The 17,775-nt window shown below is 39.1% G+C and carries 14 protein-coding genes and 1 pseudogene; 6 read left to right on the plus strand and 9 right to left on the minus strand.

The genetic code is table 11. The annotated features are described in order from the left end of the window. Positions 1-567: 567 nt before the first annotated feature. The 4 genes and pseudogenes from BJK46_RS12490 to BJK46_RS09705 form a co-directional block, all read right to left on the minus strand. Positions 568-857, minus strand: a pseudogene (locus BJK46_RS12490) (group II intron maturase-specific domain-containing protein); the annotation flags it as partial. Further along, the gene (locus BJK46_RS12495) at positions 844-1,029 is read right to left on the minus strand and encodes a hypothetical protein (RefSeq protein ID WP_226957582.1); all 186 of its coding nucleotides are present in this window, start codon (positions 1,027-1,029) and stop codon (positions 844-846) included. The pseudogene BJK46_RS12490 and the gene BJK46_RS12495, both read right to left, overlap by 14 nt. A 221-nt stretch (positions 1,030-1,250) precedes the next feature. After that, positions 1,251-2,585 (minus strand): NCS2 family permease, encoded by a 1,335-nt coding sequence (locus BJK46_RS09700; protein ID WP_099986756.1) that lies wholly within the window; start codon positions 2,583-2,585, stop codon positions 1,251-1,253. A 120-nt stretch (positions 2,586-2,705) separates the two neighbouring features. Continuing rightward, the gene (locus BJK46_RS09705) at positions 2,706-4,841 is read right to left on the minus strand and encodes a DNA topoisomerase III (protein ID WP_103263564.1); all 2,136 of its coding nucleotides are present in this window, start codon (positions 4,839-4,841) and stop codon (positions 2,706-2,708) included. Positions 4,842-4,981: 140 nt separating this feature from the next. Here BJK46_RS09705 and BJK46_RS09710 point away from each other — a divergent pair, with 140 nt between their 5' ends. Further along, a complete protein-coding gene (locus BJK46_RS09710) occupies positions 4,982-5,842 on the plus strand; it encodes a GNAT family N-acetyltransferase (protein ID WP_014613207.1) in 861 nt (286 codons plus the stop codon). Between the two features lie 81 nt (positions 5,843-5,923). Here BJK46_RS09710 and BJK46_RS09715 read toward each other — a convergent pair whose 3' ends face one another. Continuing rightward, positions 5,924-6,832, minus strand: a complete 909-nt coding sequence (locus tag BJK46_RS09715) for an AEC family transporter (RefSeq protein WP_096548263.1) — start codon at positions 6,830-6,832, stop codon at positions 5,924-5,926. A gap of 106 nt (positions 6,833-6,938) precedes the next feature. Here BJK46_RS09715 and BJK46_RS12210 point away from each other — a divergent pair, with 106 nt between their 5' ends. Both BJK46_RS12210 and mspA read left to right on the plus strand, forming a co-directional pair. After that, the gene (locus tag BJK46_RS12210; RefSeq protein WP_014613205.1) at positions 6,939-7,109 is read left to right on the plus strand and encodes an SE1832 family protein; all 171 of its coding nucleotides are present in this window, start codon (positions 6,939-6,941) and stop codon (positions 7,107-7,109) included. A 69-nt stretch (positions 7,110-7,178) separates the two neighbouring features. After that, the gene (mspA, locus tag BJK46_RS09720; RefSeq protein ID WP_014613204.1) at positions 7,179-7,496 is read left to right on the plus strand and encodes a membrane stabilizing protein MspA; all 318 of its coding nucleotides are present in this window, start codon (positions 7,179-7,181) and stop codon (positions 7,494-7,496) included. A 139-nt stretch (positions 7,497-7,635) separates the two neighbouring features. On the opposite strand, the gene BJK46_RS09725 is transcribed toward mspA, so the two are convergent. From BJK46_RS09725 to BJK46_RS09735, 3 genes are all read right to left on the minus strand, one after another. After that, positions 7,636-8,793, minus strand: coding sequence for an aminotransferase class I/II-fold pyridoxal phosphate-dependent enzyme (locus tag BJK46_RS09725; RefSeq protein ID WP_014613203.1), 1,158 nt, complete (start codon positions 8,791-8,793; stop codon positions 7,636-7,638). A gap of 203 nt (positions 8,794-8,996) precedes the next feature. Continuing rightward, positions 8,997-12,149, minus strand: coding sequence for an efflux RND transporter permease subunit (locus tag BJK46_RS09730; RefSeq protein ID WP_101457740.1), 3,153 nt, complete (start codon positions 12,147-12,149; stop codon positions 8,997-8,999). A gap of 218 nt (positions 12,150-12,367) precedes the next feature. Beyond that, on the minus strand, positions 12,368-13,648 hold the full coding sequence (locus BJK46_RS09735; protein ID WP_037542429.1) for a lipid II:glycine glycyltransferase FemX: 1,281 nt from the start codon (positions 13,646-13,648) through the stop codon (positions 12,368-12,370). A 68-nt stretch (positions 13,649-13,716) separates the two neighbouring features. Here BJK46_RS09735 and BJK46_RS09740 point away from each other — a divergent pair, with 68 nt between their 5' ends. Continuing rightward, positions 13,717-14,019 carry a hypothetical protein gene (locus tag BJK46_RS09740; protein ID WP_228064253.1) on the plus strand — a complete coding sequence of 101 codons (303 nt, stop codon included), beginning with the start codon at positions 13,717-13,719 and terminating at the stop codon, positions 14,017-14,019. Here BJK46_RS09740 and BJK46_RS09745 read toward each other — a convergent pair. After that, positions 14,010-14,777 carry a VOC family protein gene (locus BJK46_RS09745; RefSeq protein ID WP_037542428.1) on the minus strand — a complete coding sequence of 256 codons (768 nt, stop codon included), beginning with the start codon at positions 14,775-14,777 and terminating at the stop codon, positions 14,010-14,012. The two genes, BJK46_RS09740 and BJK46_RS09745, sit on opposite strands and share 10 nt — an antisense overlap. A gap of 173 nt (positions 14,778-14,950) precedes the next feature. On the opposite strand from BJK46_RS09745, the gene BJK46_RS09750 reads away from it, so the two are divergent. Then, entirely contained in the window at positions 14,951-15,397 is a 447-nt protein-coding gene (locus BJK46_RS09750; protein WP_014613198.1) for a MarR family winged helix-turn-helix transcriptional regulator, read from the plus strand. 495 nt (positions 15,398-15,892) lie between these two features. Continuing rightward, entirely contained in the window at positions 15,893-17,764 is a 1,872-nt protein-coding gene (locus BJK46_RS09755; RefSeq protein WP_103263565.1) for an endonuclease/exonuclease/phosphatase family protein, read from the plus strand. Positions 17,765-17,775: the final 11 nt, after the last annotated feature.

The raw sequence follows: 17,775 nt of genomic DNA on the forward strand, positions 1-17,775 counted from the left end.
TTCGTCTTCGCTTTCCGGGGGACTGGCCCTTCAATTCAATTCTGCTTGATTGAAGCACACATGAGATGGAAGTCGAATGAGATTTTGGGAGCAGTACAGAAATCTCCTGTGTCACAAAGATTTCATTTTACTGCCCCCGCAATGATGACTAGACTTCACAAAAGAGAGCGTATTGAGAAGCCAAACCACTACTGCGATAAACTGTAACCACTTTTAAAGTAAAGAAGTAACTGCTAGCAGTATACAGTCATTCCCACAGACGACTCAGCCTTCTGGGCAATCATACAGTAATCATTTTGAGGGCAAGTTAATAAAAGCAAGAAAACGATAGTATCATTTTTTAATATCCCATTACCCCTCATTTGGCTACCGTTTAAAATCATTATTGAATCATAAATCTATGAATGGATTGATGAATAAATTTTTCTATGCCCCACCCTTTGTGTCCTTTTGGCTGATCCATCCCAATCGCCTTTAACAATCGAGTAGGAGAATAACCGTTATCCTACTATTCGTCCTCTCACACAGTTACTTACTCGACGGTTCAATATCTTGCCTAAGCCCATTAAGAATGAGTTGTCTAATTCGTCGGTTTAACCAAGATTGTGTGGTTTCAATAAATTCTCTGATAAAACCTCTACCAAAGTATTTTATCCAACCTCGCGTCACTTGGTTAATTTTAGTGATAATGTCTTTAAATGTTCCAGGTCTATTTCGTTTTGTTATTTCCCTTAAGGTGCGTATTAAATTTCTTTTTGCTTCCGTGGTCGGTCTAAAACGACAAACCCCATTACCTTGGTTATTAGACAACTCAAGAACTTTAAGCGTGTGACTGCTCCTACTTTACTTTTCTCTTCCAAGCAGTTTTTTCGTTATCTGTGAAAAGTACTGCAAAAAGTGGACAAGAAGTTCACTGACTTTCATACTGTCAATTCCAAGAGCGCCTTTATTTTTCTTAACCTTCTTGATAGCATTTTCTATATTTTCAGGTCTTACAACAAGCTCCATCAGTGATGCAGATTCATCCATTCTACATAGCCTTAGTATGATGTTTCTGTTCGTCGGTGCGAGTGTTTGCGTCCGACTTCCTTCAGATTTCACTTCGCAATGGACTCCCTTGTTTTTCGCTAACAGTTCCTACTACGAAGCCTGTAATGGACTTTCACCGTCAAGATGTTACCCATTTCGAGCGCACCCTAAAAAAGCCCGAATAGTGCATGACACACTACTCGAGCTTCATTAAAGTGATTTTAACCATGTACAAATGCGAAATATAAAATAAAGATTACCATTAAACCATACATAATTGGATGTACTTCTTTATGACGTTTTGTTAAGACCATTGTAATTGGATAAAAAATAAAGCCACATGCAATCCCTGTTGCAATTGAATATGAAAGTGGCATCATAATAATCGTAATAAATGCTGGTACTGCCACTTCAAAACGTTTCCAGCTGATTTCCGCTAAATTCGAAGCCATTAATACGCCAACAACGACTAGTGCAGGTGTCGTTACTGCTGGCGTAACCACTGCCATTAACGGATTGAAGAATAATGCGAGCAAGAAACAGACCCCTGTCACAATACTAGCAAAACCTGTACGTGCGCCAACTGCCACACCTGAAGTTGATTCAATGTAAGACGTCGTCGTTGTTGTACCGAAGACTGCCCCCACCATTGTTGCTAATGAGTCTGAGAACAACGCACGTCCTGCACGTGGTAATTTGTTGTCTTTCATCATGCCCGCTTGAGATGCAACCGCAACGATTGTCCCTGCTGTGTCAAAGAAGTCGATGAATAGAAATGTTAAAATGACAATTAAAAACTGAATCGTAAACAGTTGTGACGGATCTTGGAGTGATTCAAACGCTGCCCCAAATGTCGGTGCGATACTTGGCACTTTACCTATAATCGCGTTTGGCGGTGCAATTTGTTGCGTCAATAAACCAACGATTGATGTCGCAACCATCCCAATAAAGATAGCACCCGGAATTTTCTTCGCGTATAACACAACTGTAATGATAATACCGAACACCGCTAATAATACACTGGGATCTGTAATTTTCCCTAAAGTTACAAGTGTCGCTTCTTCATTTTTAATAATTCCTGAACCTTGTAAGCCGACAAAGGTGATAAATAAACCTATCCCCGCTGAAACGGCCATTTTCATTTCAAATGGAATCGCGTTAATAATGGTTTCCCTCAAACCGGTAACTGTTAATATCGAGAAGATTAATCCTGAGAAAAAGACCCCTGTTAAGCCGGTTTGCCACGGAATCCCCATCGTTAATACGACTGTAAATGCGAAAAATGCATTCAACCCCATACCTGGTGCGAGTGCAATAGGATATTTCGCTATCAAGCCCATAAATAAACAGCCGACAAATGCAGCAAGTGCTGTCGCAACGAACACGGCACCTTGGTCCATTTTAAGTGCATCAGGTACCCCTTCAACACCTGCAAGACTCAATATTTGTGGATTGACAGCTAAAATGTATGCCATCGACAGAAACGTTGTTAAGCCACCTAAAATTTCGCGACGATAACTCGTTTGGTTTTCGTCAAATCGGAAATATTTTTTCACTTTAATTTTCTCCTTTAAATGAAATACTCCAATAGTCTAATACGATTACGGGTGAATTTCAACACTTTTTCCGAACTTTGTATACGAAAAACTATATTTCGTTCGATATTTATAAGCATCTTACAAGTTTAATCCTTTTAATGCATCTTTAAATGGATTGTTCTCCAACTCGTCTTCTTTCATATATTTCTTCATTTCTCGCTTCGACACTTTGTCTTTACCTTTATTTTTAAAGCGTTGATCCATATGTTCTTGCGTTTCGGTATAACCACAGACACAGCGATACGTCGCTTTTTTACCTGTACCGAATTTCGTCAATCGTTTCTTACATTGTGGGCATCTCGCATTCGTTTTCGTTTTTACATCTTTCTTCGTTTTACATGATGGATCTTGACAAACGAGCATCGAGCCATTTTTCGTATTCACTCTTAACATAAATTTGCCACACGTTGGACATTGGGCAGATGTTAAGTTATCATGTTTGTATTTTTGCTCACTCGATTTAATCGTATGAATAATCTCATGCGTAAACTGTTTCATTTCTTGCATAAATTGGTGCGCTTTGTACTGCCCTTTTTCAATTTTCATCAATTTATCTTCCCATTCAGCCGTGAGACGTGGTGAAGTTAATGCAGGTGGCGCGAGGTCTAAAATTTGTTTTCCTTTAGAAGTGACTTTAATTTTACCGTCATGACTTTCGATCGCATTCACATTAAACAACTTATCGATAATGTCTGCACGTGTCGCAACCGTACCAATCCCGCCTGTTGATTTTAGCGTTTGTGCGGACTTTTTATCTTTTAAGTCGAAAAACTTATCAGGTCTTTCCATCGCTTTAAGTAATGTACCTTCATTAAAATACGCAGGTGGTGTCGTTTCATGTGCCACAATCTGTAGTTGTCCTACATCGAATGTCTCACCTTGTTTAAATGACACTGCTCGTTCTGTTTGCGCGCGGTCTTGTTGTAACTTTTTAAAACCTAACTCTATCGGAACTTGTGATTGGTATGTGAATACATGTTTACCGATGTTCACTTCAACATGTTGTGCACGATAACGATATGGTGGCATCAACACTTCTAAATAGCGCTGTGCAATCATCGTATAAATTTTCTGCTCATTCGGTGATAATGACGCAACGTCCGCACGCACTTCTGTCGGAATAATCGCATGGTGATCCGAAACTTTTTGATTGTTCACAAATGATAATTTTTTCGCTAATGGTTGCTTTAAAATCTCGCGCGCATACGGCATCAACTCCGTTCCCATCGTTGCTTGTACACGTTCTTTCAATGTGTCCACCATATCTGTCGTCAAATAATTCGAATCTGTACGTGGATAGGTCACTAATTTGTGTCGTTCGTACAATTGTTGTAACGTATTTAAGGTTTGCTTAGCACCTAAATGATATTTTTGATAAGCCGCTTGTTGTAAATCAGTTAAATTAAATAACGGTTGCGGATAAACTTTTTTCTCTTTTTCATGCACACTGTTGACTTGTGCTTGCTTATTTTGCAATGTATTCACAATGGCCTCTAACTTTTCTTTCTGATAAACGCGTCCGTCATGTTGATAGGTCATTATCACGCCATTTACTTCTGCTTCTAAAGTATAATACTGTTGCGGTTTGAAATTTTTAATCTGTTCTTGGCGCATTGCTACAAGTTGAATCGTTGGTGTTTGTACACGTCCAAGTGATAATTGCGCATCATATTTCGTCGTCAATGCTCGTGTGGCGTTAATCCCGACAATCCAGTCCGCTTCACTTCTCGCTAACGCAGCTTCGTATAAATGTTGATACGCACGCCCATCTTTTAGCTTTTTGAAACCTTCTTTAATTGCTTTCGGTGTGACGGAGCTGATCCATAATCGTTTAATCGGCTTTTTCACATGCGCTTTTTCAATAATCAAACGTGCAACCAGTTCTCCTTCTCGTCCAGCATCCGTTGCAATAATCAACTCTTTGACGTCACTGCGCTTCATTAAATTCTGAATTGTATTAAATTGCTTCCGTGTCTTACTGATTACGACGGATTTCATTTGTTTCGGTATAATTGGCAAATCCTCTAACACCCATTGTTGATACTTTTTATCGTATTGTTCAGGTGTTGCATTTGTCACTAGATGCCCGAGCGCCCATGTGACGATATATTGTTGGTTTTCAAAATAACTTTCTTTGCGTGACCCTACATTTAAAGCATTGGCAATATCACGCCCCACTGATGGCTTTTCTGCTAATATCAGTGCTTTACTCATGATTCATTCCTCCATATTTCATTCCAATTATTTATCAAAAAACAACTCTTTAAATCCCAGTTGAAAGCTTCACAAGTTGCTTTCATTTCATATCAAAAAAACTTATAATTAAGCTAAGTATATCATTAAGGAGGCGCATGATGAAGATATCTCAAGTTACTCCCAATCCAACTATTGCGTCATTTATTCAAACGTATGTGTCAGAACGTCCTTCCTATACGAATAAGTTGCCATTAGATGATGAACAAGCACTCTTTACATTTTTAGAAGAAGCTGCAGATGAAACAGGGCTATTTGTCGTTGAAGAAGCCGATGAAATTCAAATGCTGTTACTCTGTATTTCTTATTCTGAAGACCGTTATAAAGTGATTGGTCCGATTGTAAAAAACGGTTATGAACCAACGAAAGAGACGTTCAAACAACTGTTCGATGCTATCACAGCACAACATTACCAACCATCGACATATTATTTTGCATTTACAGCTCAACACGCACTGATTAAAACGTTTATGAAAACTATTGGCGCATCGTACACATTTACAGATTATCACCTGGAAACAAGTCAAGATTTGGGCGAAACACAAAACTTACATCATATGATTCCCTATAGTAAAGCGTATTATCGCTATTTTCAACGGTTACACGAAGATACATTTACGCACAATGCGATGACTGCAAATGAAATTGTGACATCACTAGACGATCAACATGAACTTGTTTTGTATATGGCAGAGGGTATTTTAAAAGGGTACTTGTACTTAATATATGATGAGTCAGAGCGTCATGCAGAGATTAAGTATTTCTCAAGCCATGCAGACTATCGCTTAAAGGGTATTGCGTTCGACTTAATTCAGCATGCGATTCACCGTGCGTTAACGAGACCTGAGATCGAACGTGTCTATTTTAAAATCCGTAGCAAAAATCACAAACTGGTCGAACGTTTTCATGAGCTCGGCTTTAACATCTCATCTGAATATCAGAAGTTTAAAATTTATAAATAGTCGTCGGGCATGTATCGACAGGTTCGAACAATGGTGGCGATGAAGAAAGAGGCAGGGACACTGATTTCCCAAGCCTCTTTTTTATACGAACCAAAATTGATACAAATATAAAATCACTATACTGATTACAATCGTAACGTTACTCGCCATCGCAATCACCGGTAACGTCCGATATTTAAACTGAACCGCATATGACAGTGATGCAACCCCAACAGGTAACAACCAAATGAGCTGTAATGTCGTTTTGATCATCGCATCATCTACGGGTAAGAAGAAATAGACGAGCGTTCCGAATAGTGCACCAAAACCATAATGTAACACGAGATATTTAAGTGTTAACGGCAAAAAGCGACGTTCTAATCTAAAGTCCATTAAAACACCAAGTAAAATCATCGAAAGTGGTAAGTTGGCATGGCCTAAAATGTCGAAGAAACGAATTGCTGTGTGGGGTAAATGCCATTGAAGAATATTGAGTACTAACATGATAATATATGTCATCAACGGAACAGATTTCAACATGTTCCATAAGATTTGCTTAGGATTAAAACCGCCACCTACTTGTTTGAAATAACTCGCAGCGAAATACGTGAGGCCAAACATCACGATTGCCCCACCGATATCGGCCATCCCAAAATACAACAACCCTTGCTCAGGCCAAATTTGTTGGACTAACGGATATGCAAAAATACCAATGTTGAGTGCTGCCATCATCATTGCGACAGTTCCCCGCACTTCATTACTATATTTTATGAACATGAGTACAATAAGCACTTTTGTCACAACACCATATAAAATCATCATCACAGGTAATACGACGAGTGATGGCGTCAAATTAACATGATTTAAATTGACGATAACGACAGACGGCAAGGTCACATTGAGCACTAACGTCGAAATCACGCGACTGTCCTTCCCATTAATATAACCGATGCGCTTTAGGATGTACCCTAGTGCAATTAATAATAATATCATCAAAAAATTCTCTGTCATGATACATCCCCCTTTGAAACAACTTGCTTTTATATTACTGTAAAACGTTTTAATTAAGCAATGTTAACGTGCTATAATAAAAAGGATTGATATAAGGAGGTGCCCTATGGATTTAGAACAGCAATTACAAGAGCTTAAAATGGACTACGTACGATTACAAGGTGATTTGGAAAAACGCGAGTCCACATCTCAACAAGTCGATCCACTGATTCAACAACTTGAACAAATTGAACAACAAATTGCTGAAGTACGTAGGCAACTTCGAGAAAATCTTTAAAAGGAGCCATTCAACTCTAACTTAATCAACATTTGACTTCACTAGCAAGATATAGAAAGGATGTACTTCATGTTAGCTTACTTAATCTTATTACCCCTCATGTATTTGGTTGTTGCCTATATTAGCATTTTTAAAATGCGTATTATGATGCCGAAGTTATTAAGAGTAATTATGGGGCTATTACTCATCATTGTCGTTGCGACTTCACTCGTCTATTATCCTGCATCAACCTGGTGGGTATTTGTTGTCTTAATTTTATTAATCGGTAATGTTGAAATTACAGCATTCAAACATTCTAAAAATGATGAAAAAGGTGTACGTATTTTAAATATGATGAGTCTTTTCATTCTCGTTATTTATATCGTACTGGTTGCAGTTTTTATTTAAAACTGCCACTTACATATGCATATCATGTCCATGAAGAGCTAACGTTGCGTCTCAGTCATAGCGCACCGTTAGTTTTTTGTATATAACTAAACAAAAAGGACCGATGTGACATTATGTCATGTCACCAGCCCTCTTTTTTCTATGCTTGATGATAAAGTGGCTTCAATGAGACGAGTCGCGCAATGGCTTCATCTAATTGTATTTCATCAATCGCAAAAGATAACCGCACATAGCCCTCCCCTTCTTCACCAAAAGGATGCCCCGGTGCTGCCAAAATAGATTGTTCTTGCAATAAATGTTGAATAAAGGCATCGCTGGAAAAACCTTCTGGACATTGCAACCATAAGAAAATACCCCCTTTAATGGGTTCATGCGGGATGGCTGCTTCATTCAAAGCTGCTTCTATTTTATCGCGTCTTTTCCTAAATATGTCATTTTGTTTTTTCAGTTCATGATCACATGCATTTAATGCGACCGTACATGCATCTTGTAACGCCCCGTACATGCCAGCTTGGGTATGTGTGTGATACTTCCGAAGATTCGCAATCATTTCCTCGTTACCGACCGCAAAACCGACACGATACCCGGACATATTATAACCTTTTGAAAATGAAAAAACCTCTATAGCAGATGATTTCGCACCGTCTGCTTGAAGAATACTCGGGTTCGGTTGATCGAATCCAAATGCTTGATACGCAAAATCATGCACAATTTTGATAGAGGTGTTTTTAAAACGGTCAATCGTCTCTTGGAAAAACTCAAGCGTTGCGACAGAACCAGTCGGATTGTTCGGATACGTTAAATAGATGAGTTTTGTATTTGTAGTATCCACTTCATTCCAATCTGGTATGTAATGACGTTCAGGTGATAATTTTAATGGTTTAGGTATTCCCCTTGCGAGTCGCACGCCTGCATCATAATCTGTGTAGCCTGGATCGGGTAATAACACTTCGTCACCTGGCTCAATGACACACGTCGGCAATGCAACAAGCCCATTTTTGGTGCCATACAACAAACAAACTTCTTTGTCCGGATCCAAAGTAACATTGAATTGCCGTTGATAAAAATCAACAATCGCTTGTCTAAAGGCGTCTTTCCCTTGAAAGGCTAAATATTTTTGATTGGCGGGCTTCACAATCGCTTCCTGTAACGCTTTTATAATTTCAGGGGGTGTGTCGCCATCAGGTATACCAACTGCCAAATTAATCAATGGTAATGGCCCATGTTCAATTTTTTGTCCTACTGTTTTGCCAAAATAACTGTCCGGTATTTCACTCAAAATTGTTGTATATGCCATCGTCTTCCTCCTTACAAATCTTTATTTTTATATGGAAATCGTTATACCTATAAAGAGAAAGGGCTGAGACAAAGTCATATACATATCCTGTCTCAACCCTCTTGCTTATGTTTAAGGTACTCCGTGTCTTGCCTGACGAACCGACTTATTTTATTGAGGATAATGGTTTCATCTTACATAATGAACCGCTTTACGTCAATGGTTTATGCCTTCTTTTTACGTCGTGTTAACTTCGCTTTTAACGTAAACAAAATTTCATAAATAACAGGCACGACAATAAGTGTGAGCAATGTTGATGATAACAAACCACCGATAACTGTCGCCGCAAGTCCTTTCGAAATAAGCACAGAACTGTCTTGACCGAATAACAACGGAATTAATGCACCAATTGTCGCTATCGCTGTCATTAAAATAGGCCGTATCCGTGTGCCGCCCGCTTCTAATAGCGCTTCTTTCATAGGTAAACCGGCTTTTTCATTTGTAATAACACGGTCAATAAGGACAATCGCGTTTGTCACAACGATACCAATTAACATAAGTAGACCAATCATACTTGGTACAGATAATGTTTCACCAGTTATAATTAACGCCAAAACGACACCAATAACCGTGTATGGCAGTGCGAATAAAATCGTAAATGGTGCAAGGGCCCCTTTGAATGTCAGAACAAGTACGAGATAGACGATAATGATTGCCGCTAACATCGCTATCATCAATTGTGAAAAGGCCTCTTGAATATCCTCATTCGTCCCACCTAATGACGTATGCACATCACTTGGTTTATCAAGTTCATTTAACTGTTTCATCACTTTTTGAGAAATCGAGCCAACATCTTCACCAGAAATCGTCGCCGAAACAGTGCTGACATAATCGCCACCTTTTTTCACGAGTGCATTCGGTGTGGATGTCGTTTTTAACGTCGCAATGTCACTCAACTTACGATTATCCCCAGTTGGAGAAGGAATCGGCGTATTTTCTAACTTTTCTTTCGTCCAATCCGTGTCTTTTTCTTGTTGGACAACGACATCATAAGTTTGGTTTTGATCTTTCACTTTCGAAACCGTCATATCTGGGATGTTTTGATTGAGCATCATTGCCAGTTGACCCGCTGTCATCCCTGTTTTTGCCGCTTCATTTGGATTCACTTTCACTTCATATTGTTGATACGTTTCTGTTAAATCCGACTTCACATTCGTTAAACCAGGCACTTGAGACATTTTTTGTTGAATCGCCTTCACTGTGCCTTCAATCGCTGCAGTAGACGGTCCTGTCACTTCTACATTTAACGTGTTTGACGTCGCCCCTGTACCCATATCTAAGTTTTTCCATTCACCGTCATGATGATATGTCTTAATATGTTTCAACACGCGTTCAGGTTCTTGATCAAAGTTCGGTGTATCAGAATCGTACTCGACCATTAACGCCATGTTATTCGTAGAGCCAGTGGGGTCAACAGGTGATGCGCCACCCACGGAATATTGCACGTGACGAACATGTTGATTGCCGAGCAAATATTTTTCGACTTCTTCTGCATGTGATAATACTTTTTGCTTCGTTTCACCTGGTTTAGGTGTATAGGTTAATGCCATAAACTTATCTTCACCCGTACTAATGAAGCTCGTTCCAATTTTCATACTCCCTAATGCAATACTACCAATTAAAATGACTGTACTTAAAATGATGACAGTCCATTTATGGTTTAAACTCCAATTCAATACTTTTCGATATCCTCGTCCAACTGTACCGAGCTCAGATTTCGGTTTACGTTTCAAGCCATGTTTAAAGAAAATGGAACCGAGTACTGGCACGATTGTAATTGATACAAGTAATGAAGCAAGTAAACTAAACGTAATCGCGTAAGCAAACGGTCTAAACATTTCGCCAACCGAACCTGTCACAAATGCAAGTGGTGCAAATACGACGATTGTCACTAATGTGGATGACATAATCGGAATGAACACTTCTTTCGTCGCAGATACGATGAGCCCATCTCCTGATAATGATTCGTCTTGACGTGACAGTCGGCGATAGATATTTTCGATGACGACAATAGAATCATCAATGACACGACCAATCGCAACTGTAAGCGCACCTAATGTCAGTATGTTTAATGAGACATCTGTCAATTTTAATGCCACCATTGCGATGAGTAAAGACAATGGAATCGAAACAATCGAAATCGCTGTCATACGTACATTTCTTAAGAACAACATGATGACAATCACTGCCACGATAGATCCGAGGAGCGCTTTTTCAATCATAGTATTTAGTGAATCTTTAATCGGCTTAGAAGTATCCATAATTTTGACCGATTTAAGTTCTGGATGTGCTTTCACGAAATCTTGTATCGTTTGGTTTACATCGTTAGCGACTGCAACCGTATTGGCCCCTTGCGTTTTAACGATTTGAACATCGACAGCATCTTGACCGTTCGTTCTAGAAATCGATTCACGCTCATCTGATAACTTCACTTCGGCAAGATCACTTAACGCAACCGCTTGTGCACTTTGTGGATTGTTTAAAGATACTTGACCTGACGTTGCACGCCCCCTCTCTGATGCACCCCCGTCTTGTTGTTCTTGTGCGCTATTACCTGAAGACTGTGATGCAAGTGCTAACGGAATTTGCATATTTTTGAGTGCGTCAACGGAAGCATATTGCCCATCAACGACGACAGACTTTTCTGTATCACCAAATTGGAATAAACCTAATGGAGATTCTTTTGTCGCACCTTCAATATAGTCAGACACTTGTTTCGCATTGAGCCCTGCCTTTTGGAGTTTCGCATCATCGAACTTTATCGTCACTTTACGCTCGATTTGCCCATTCACTGTGGCACGTTGCACCCCGTCAATCATTTGTAATTTCGGAATCAACTGTTCTTTAACAGCTTTGGTACTTACTTTCACATCGTCTTTGTCATGTAAAATCGAATACGCCACGACAGGGAAAGCATTCATTGAATTACGTTTAATGTCTGACGTTTGTGCCTCGTCTGGTAAACCCACCTTTTTCAGCGCTTTTTCGATATCTTGTTCCGCTTTATCCATATCCGTACTTTCATCAAAATTGACCGTAACCATGGAGGCGTTAGATAAAGATTGTGTTTTAACACTTGTGACCCCTGCCATCCCCCGTATTTCTTCATCAATCGGGTCACTGATTTCTTTCATGACGGTTTCAGAAGTGGCACCCGGCATCGGTGTTGTAATCGTCAACATCGGTGGTTCAGTATCAGGCAACAATTCTAACCTCATTTTAAAACTTGCATAGACGCCTCCGAGTATGACAAGGAATACCATCAATAAAATGGCAAACTTGTTCGATAACGAGAAATCGATTAATTTTTTAACCACACGTATCTCTCCCTTTGAAATGACTTTGCTACATCATTATTTCAGTTCGTAAAAATGTAACCTTTCCATTGAATATATATGATACAACGACACGTTTCGTTCTATCACACTTAAAAGGTGACACGAATAAGCACCTACGAGATATGTAAATGCATAACGTCCCACCTTCTCTGTTTTCCTTTGTTGTACACTTTGGAATTACACCACGTTTAACTTATTTATGCGTTCTTTTGTCCTTTACGTTGTTGTATCGATTTGATTTGACGCACCAATTTAATTTTAAATTGTGTCAATTGCGGTTTAAATTGTTCGACCGCTTTATACACAATAGGGTTGAGTACATAGTCAAATTCCCCAATTTTCTCGCTCAAACGTGTACCCCATGCCTTTTTAAACGCCCACAAACCGTAATGACTTGAATCTTTGTCTGGATTATGATCTGTCCCTCCAAAATCATAAGTCGTCGCACCTTTTTCACGCGCAAATTGCATCATTTTAAACTGCATGTGATGGTTGGGTAAAAAGTCACGATAATGGTTAGATGAAGCACCGTAAAGATAATACGCTTTGTGGCCCGCAAACATCAGTAATGCCCCTGATAAATAAATGCCCTCTGGATGCGTCCGTTCAAGTTGTGTCATATCGTCAATGAGTGCTTGGTTTTTATTCATTTTTTGCACTGCATCTTTTAACTTATTTTGAACTTTTTTATTGTTTTGATCTTTTTCGGCTAACGTATCCATTTCAGTTTGTAAGTGTTGTTGTTCTACCTTTAACTCGGCTAAGACAGGTGTCGGTTCAAGTTTCACTAAGAACAATTCCGCGTCACCGTCGGGATGAAGCGCATCATAAATCGTTTCAAAATAAGAAACATCACGTGTTAAGAAGCCATCACGCTCACCTGTTTCTTTCATTAAATCCGCAAATATTTTCAAGTCTTCGCGACCTTTACGTTCCACTTTCGTTCCACGCTTCAATGCCAGTCTCACTTTTGAGCGATTGCGGTTTTCAAAGCTTTGAATTAACGCTTCATCTGACTGATTAATTGGGGTAATCATCGTCATACGTGGTTGAATGTAATCTTTAGCCAAGCCCTCTTTAAACCCTTTATGTTTGAAGCCCATTTTTAATAAATCTTGTACAACTGTCATCCCTTGATCAACTTCTACATCTGGGTCAATTTTAATCGTGTACGCTTTTTCACTTTGAGCAACTTGAATCGCTTCGGATAGTAACGCCTTCACCGCGACGGTATTCGTATAATCCACAACGAAACCGCGTGAAGCATAACAAAGCGTAAAAGGTGTGCGAGGAATCTTTTTAAAGAGTAATTGTCCCACACCTTTCAACTCACCGTTTTCTCCTACAGCAATACGTTTCGCATACCAACCTGTTAATTTTTTCGTATCGCCCCATTTTGTCAATTGTAGTAAATCACCATTCGGATGCGCTTTAACAAATGCATCATGTTCTTGATCGGTTATATTCATGCGTTTCATTTCTCGTTTAAAACTCCTTTTAGTTATCGTCTACTCTTATTTTCTAGTATAATCAATGACACATCCGATTGAAACGTTACAGAACAGATGTATTAATCCAAACTGGAGGTCTCGTTATGCGTCAATTGATTTTACTCTTACTCTCTATCATTAATATCATCTTTATCGTTTACACATTTGTATTTCATATCGGTATCGACTACTTAAGTTTACGCATTATCTTTGTCGCGTTTTCATTAGTTGTTGGGATATACAGTGTGCTACTCCATGAAACGAAACAACAACTCTTGCTATCAGTCATAGAAGCCATCATTGCACTGTTGCATATTGTGCTCATCATTAGTGCCGTATACAGCGTTGTTTATGCGTGAGGTGGAATAAACTGATATCTTGCGCCTCTTGTACGAAAAGCGATAGGTGCATCAATGGTTTGATCGATAAATTGAACAGCTTCTATGCCGTCTTCTTTATCTTCCATCACTTTAAACTTGATTTTTTTCGCAGGGGTTTGGAGGATTGTGTAGCGGTCTGAAGATTCAACTTCTTCCATATCAAACCATTGCTTCCAATGATCCACCATTGTTTGGCGTTGATATGTATTGACTGTAATCATATCTAAAGTCAAATGCTGATGAAAATGCTCTTGTAAATCAGCTTCTCGTGTTTCATCTGACGCGTGCCACTCTATAAAAAAGGGCATGATTACATCGAACTGATGGTTGGCTACATACAACAGTCGCCATTGAATCGTTTGTCCCTTTTTATTCTCTCTCGTCATTTCAACCGGCCCTACCGTTTCAAGCCCTCGCGCTTCAAATTGTACTTTTAATTGTTCAATATCGTGCGTTCTAAAACAAATCTTTTTAAATCCTTGTCGATAACCATTTTCCATAATCGACGTCGCAAACGAGTGCTTACCGACATCTGTTTTAGACTGTTGTTTCATTTTCCCTTGATGATATATATCTATCAATTCAATATAAGATAAATCGATTTGGACGAGACGATTATAAGTCCCTAAATTTTCATGTTGACCACCTGATTGAATTTCCAAATATTTCCCAGGAAACTCGAACTGATTTAATCCATCAATGTAATGAATCACGTGATCAAATTCTATATCTATCATTTATGCGCTCACTCCCAATTCTCATGCCATAATATTATTTTACCAAATATTTGTTGTGAAATCTCGATATAACACGCACTGCATTTTTGCTTTGACAAGCAGGCATTTATCCAACAACTTTCACATGAAGTGTTATAATATGCTTTAAGAACCTATTCAGAAAGGAGTCTCGTATGGAACCTTCAATATTATTTGATCATTTCACCAAGCTTTACCGTCCCTATATTAAACTCGTCCACCCATTACTTGATGAACACCAACTCTACCCCGCACAATGGTTAGTGATGAAAGATATCGCAATCAATCCTGGTACAACACTCGTTCAAATTTCAAAACGCCGTTCGATTGAAAAACCGACGACGCGAAAAATTTTAAAAGCGTTAGATGCACAAGGTTGGTTATTGATTCGCCCAGGTGAAATGGATAAGCGAGAAAAGCATCTCTATTTATCTGAATCCGGTCAAGCGATCCATCAAAAGTTAAAGTTACAGATTGGCCAACTTCAGCAACAAGTAATCGAGCCGCTCCAACTTTCGGACGATGAGATTGCACGTGCAACAGATATTTTAGAACAGTTGTATCAGTCGTTACTCGCACAACTTCAAAATGATGAAATGTAACATGACTTTGGAATGAGATACAAAAATTTTTGATGCTATTGATGCAGAATTCTTGTTAAACTTGCCCTCATTATTGAATTCAAGAAGTGACTGCTAGCCGTATACACGGATCCCCACAGGAGTCTCAGCCTTCCGGGCAATCTCACATTAAATCCAGGAAAGTAAGGGCAAGTTGATGAAATCATGAAAAACAATAGCATCAATTTTTTTGTCTTATTCATCCTCATTTTCGATGAGTTGATTAGTATAAAGTAAAAACAAAAAAGTAGCTAGCTATCGGGTAAACTTGATGTCTCAGCTTTTTTCAACAGCTTAGATGATGTCATACCCTTTCTTTTTTTGCTGTTTATCGAAAATCGTCATTATTTTAACCCCTCAACGCCATCGTCTTTTCACGCTATTGTCTTTTTTATCAATTCATCAAATTTTTACAATATTGTTATAGTTGTTTTGGTATACTTAACGCGTAAACAATATTTTTAAGGAGGCAATCTATTGAAAAGCAAATTAATAACTTCAACTTTAGTTTTAGGTCTTCTCACGACAGGCTCAATTTTCCAAGATTTGGCTGCACAAGCTGAAACGACATCCTCAACACAGATTCATGATATTCAAGGTGCGGGTCATACATCACCTTTGAAAGATCAACGCGTTGAAAAAGTACCAGGTATTGTGACTTATATTTATAAGGCCAACAACTCCTATTATTTCCATCTCCAAACACCAGACGCGCAAAAAGACAACAATCCTGCAACTTCTGAAGGCATTATCGTCTTTGCCGGTAAAGAGAAACCTAACGTTAAAGTCGGTGATCTGATTCAAGTTTCAGGTACGGTCCGCGAATATGCGATTGAAGGTTACGCGGAAAAACAACAAACAGATTTACCATTGACTGAAATTGATGCACGTCCAGATCAAGCGGGCCAAATCACCGTTCAAAAAACGCATCAACCTTTACCTCAACCGGTAAAAATCAAAAAAATCCCGCAACAAATCGCTTCTCCTCAACATTTTTCTGTTTTCAAACCGGATACATATGCAGTTGATTTTTGGGAAGCTTTAGAAGGCATGCGTGTAGAGTTTGGCGATGTCCGCAGTGTAGGTCCTCAAGACCACGGCGAAGTGTTTACAGTGCTGAATCAAAATCGTCGAGAAACGAAAAATGGTGGTATATTATTAAAACCTGATAATGCCAATGGTCAACGTATTGCCTTTAAAATGAATGATGACAACAAGCGCGCACAAGATTTTAACATTGTGACGGGGGATCGCTTCAAAGGGCCTTTAATTGGTTATGTGAACTACGGTTTTCAAAATTATAAAGTCAATATCGATTTAAAAGAGATGCAACAAGCGTATGTTAAAGGGAAAGCACAACCTAAAGGAACGACATTGAAACCATCCGAAAATAAACTGACTGTAGCATCATACAACTTAGAAAACTTTTCAAATGACGTTAAAAGTTCAAGTGATGATAAGGCACAGAAGCTCGCAAATGGTATCGTTAGCCATATGAAACAACCTGACATTGTCGGCGTCACAGAGGTTCAAGATAACAACGGACCGAATAAAGGCAGTTCTGATGCCTCTGCTTCATATAAACGTCTCATTCAAGCTATTAAAGATGCTGGTGGTCCGACATATCGTTATGTCAATATCGATCCCGAAAACAATGTAGATGGCGGTCAACCTGAAGCTAATATTCGTGTCGGCTTTTTATACAATCCTGAGCGCGTAACATTTAATGACCACATTCCAGCGGGTGATGCCACAACGAGCGTCGCGTATGAAAACAACCAACTTACACGAAATCCCGGTCGTATCGCTCCTCAAGATCCTGCTTTTGAAGATGTACGTAAATCATTAGCTGCTCAATTTGACTTTAAAGGTCAACAAGTCATTGCGATTGCTAACCATTGGAAATCAAAACGTGGAGATGATGGTTTATTCGGCAGTCATCAACCGGTTCGATTAACTTCCGAACCACAACGCGTAGAAATCGCACATCGTATTGGTGAATTTACAGCGCAAGTTCAACAACAAAACCCTAACGCCGCCATTATTTCAGTAGGCGATTATAATGATTTCCAATGGTCAAAACCACTTAAAACTTTTGAGTCATATGGTTTAACGAACAAGGTAAAAGATGTACCTAAAAACAAGCGCTATTCATATGTCTATCAAGGTAATACGCAAACGCTCGATCACATTTTAGTATCGGAACATTTAAAACGCCAGACGAAACTTGATATGATTCACGTAAATAGCGACTTCACTGATATGGCTGGCCGTGCAAGTGATCACGACCCAATCCTCGCTCAAATTGACTTTACTAAGCAAATTAACAAGCAGAAAAAACAGAAGTAACCATTGATGCA

It is taken from the genome of Staphylococcus pseudintermedius (assembly GCF_001792775.2).
GTDB lineage: Bacteria > Bacillota > Bacilli > Staphylococcales > Staphylococcaceae > Staphylococcus > Staphylococcus pseudintermedius.

Excerpts from the sequence above, each read along its gene's own strand:
- BJK46_RS12495 (WP_226957582.1), bottom strand. The coding sequence starts at position 1,029 with ATGGATGAATCTGCATCACTGATGGAGCTTGTTGTAAGACCTGAAAAT.
- BJK46_RS09705 (WP_103263564.1), bottom strand. The coding sequence starts at position 4,841 with ATGAGTAAAGCACTGATATTAGCAGAAAAGCCATCAGTGGGGCGTGAT.
- BJK46_RS09710 (WP_014613207.1), top strand. The coding sequence starts at position 4,982 with ATGAAGATATCTCAAGTTACTCCCAATCCAACTATTGCGTCATTTATT.
- BJK46_RS09715 (WP_096548263.1), bottom strand. The coding sequence starts at position 6,832 with ATGACAGAGAATTTTTTGATGATATTATTATTAATTGCACTAGGGTAC.
- BJK46_RS12210 (WP_014613205.1), top strand. The coding sequence starts at position 6,939 with ATGGATTTAGAACAGCAATTACAAGAGCTTAAAATGGACTACGTACGA.
- mspA (WP_014613204.1), top strand. The coding sequence starts at position 7,179 with ATGTTAGCTTACTTAATCTTATTACCCCTCATGTATTTGGTTGTTGCC.
- BJK46_RS09725 (WP_014613203.1), bottom strand. The coding sequence starts at position 8,793 with ATGGCATATACAACAATTTTGAGTGAAATACCGGACAGTTATTTTGGC.
- BJK46_RS09735 (WP_037542429.1), bottom strand. The coding sequence starts at position 13,648 with ATGAAACGCATGAATATAACCGATCAAGAACATGATGCATTTGTTAAA.
- BJK46_RS09745 (WP_037542428.1), bottom strand. The coding sequence starts at position 14,777 with ATGATAGATATAGAATTTGATCACGTGATTCATTACATTGATGGATTA.
- BJK46_RS09750 (WP_014613198.1), top strand. The coding sequence starts at position 14,951 with ATGGAACCTTCAATATTATTTGATCATTTCACCAAGCTTTACCGTCCC.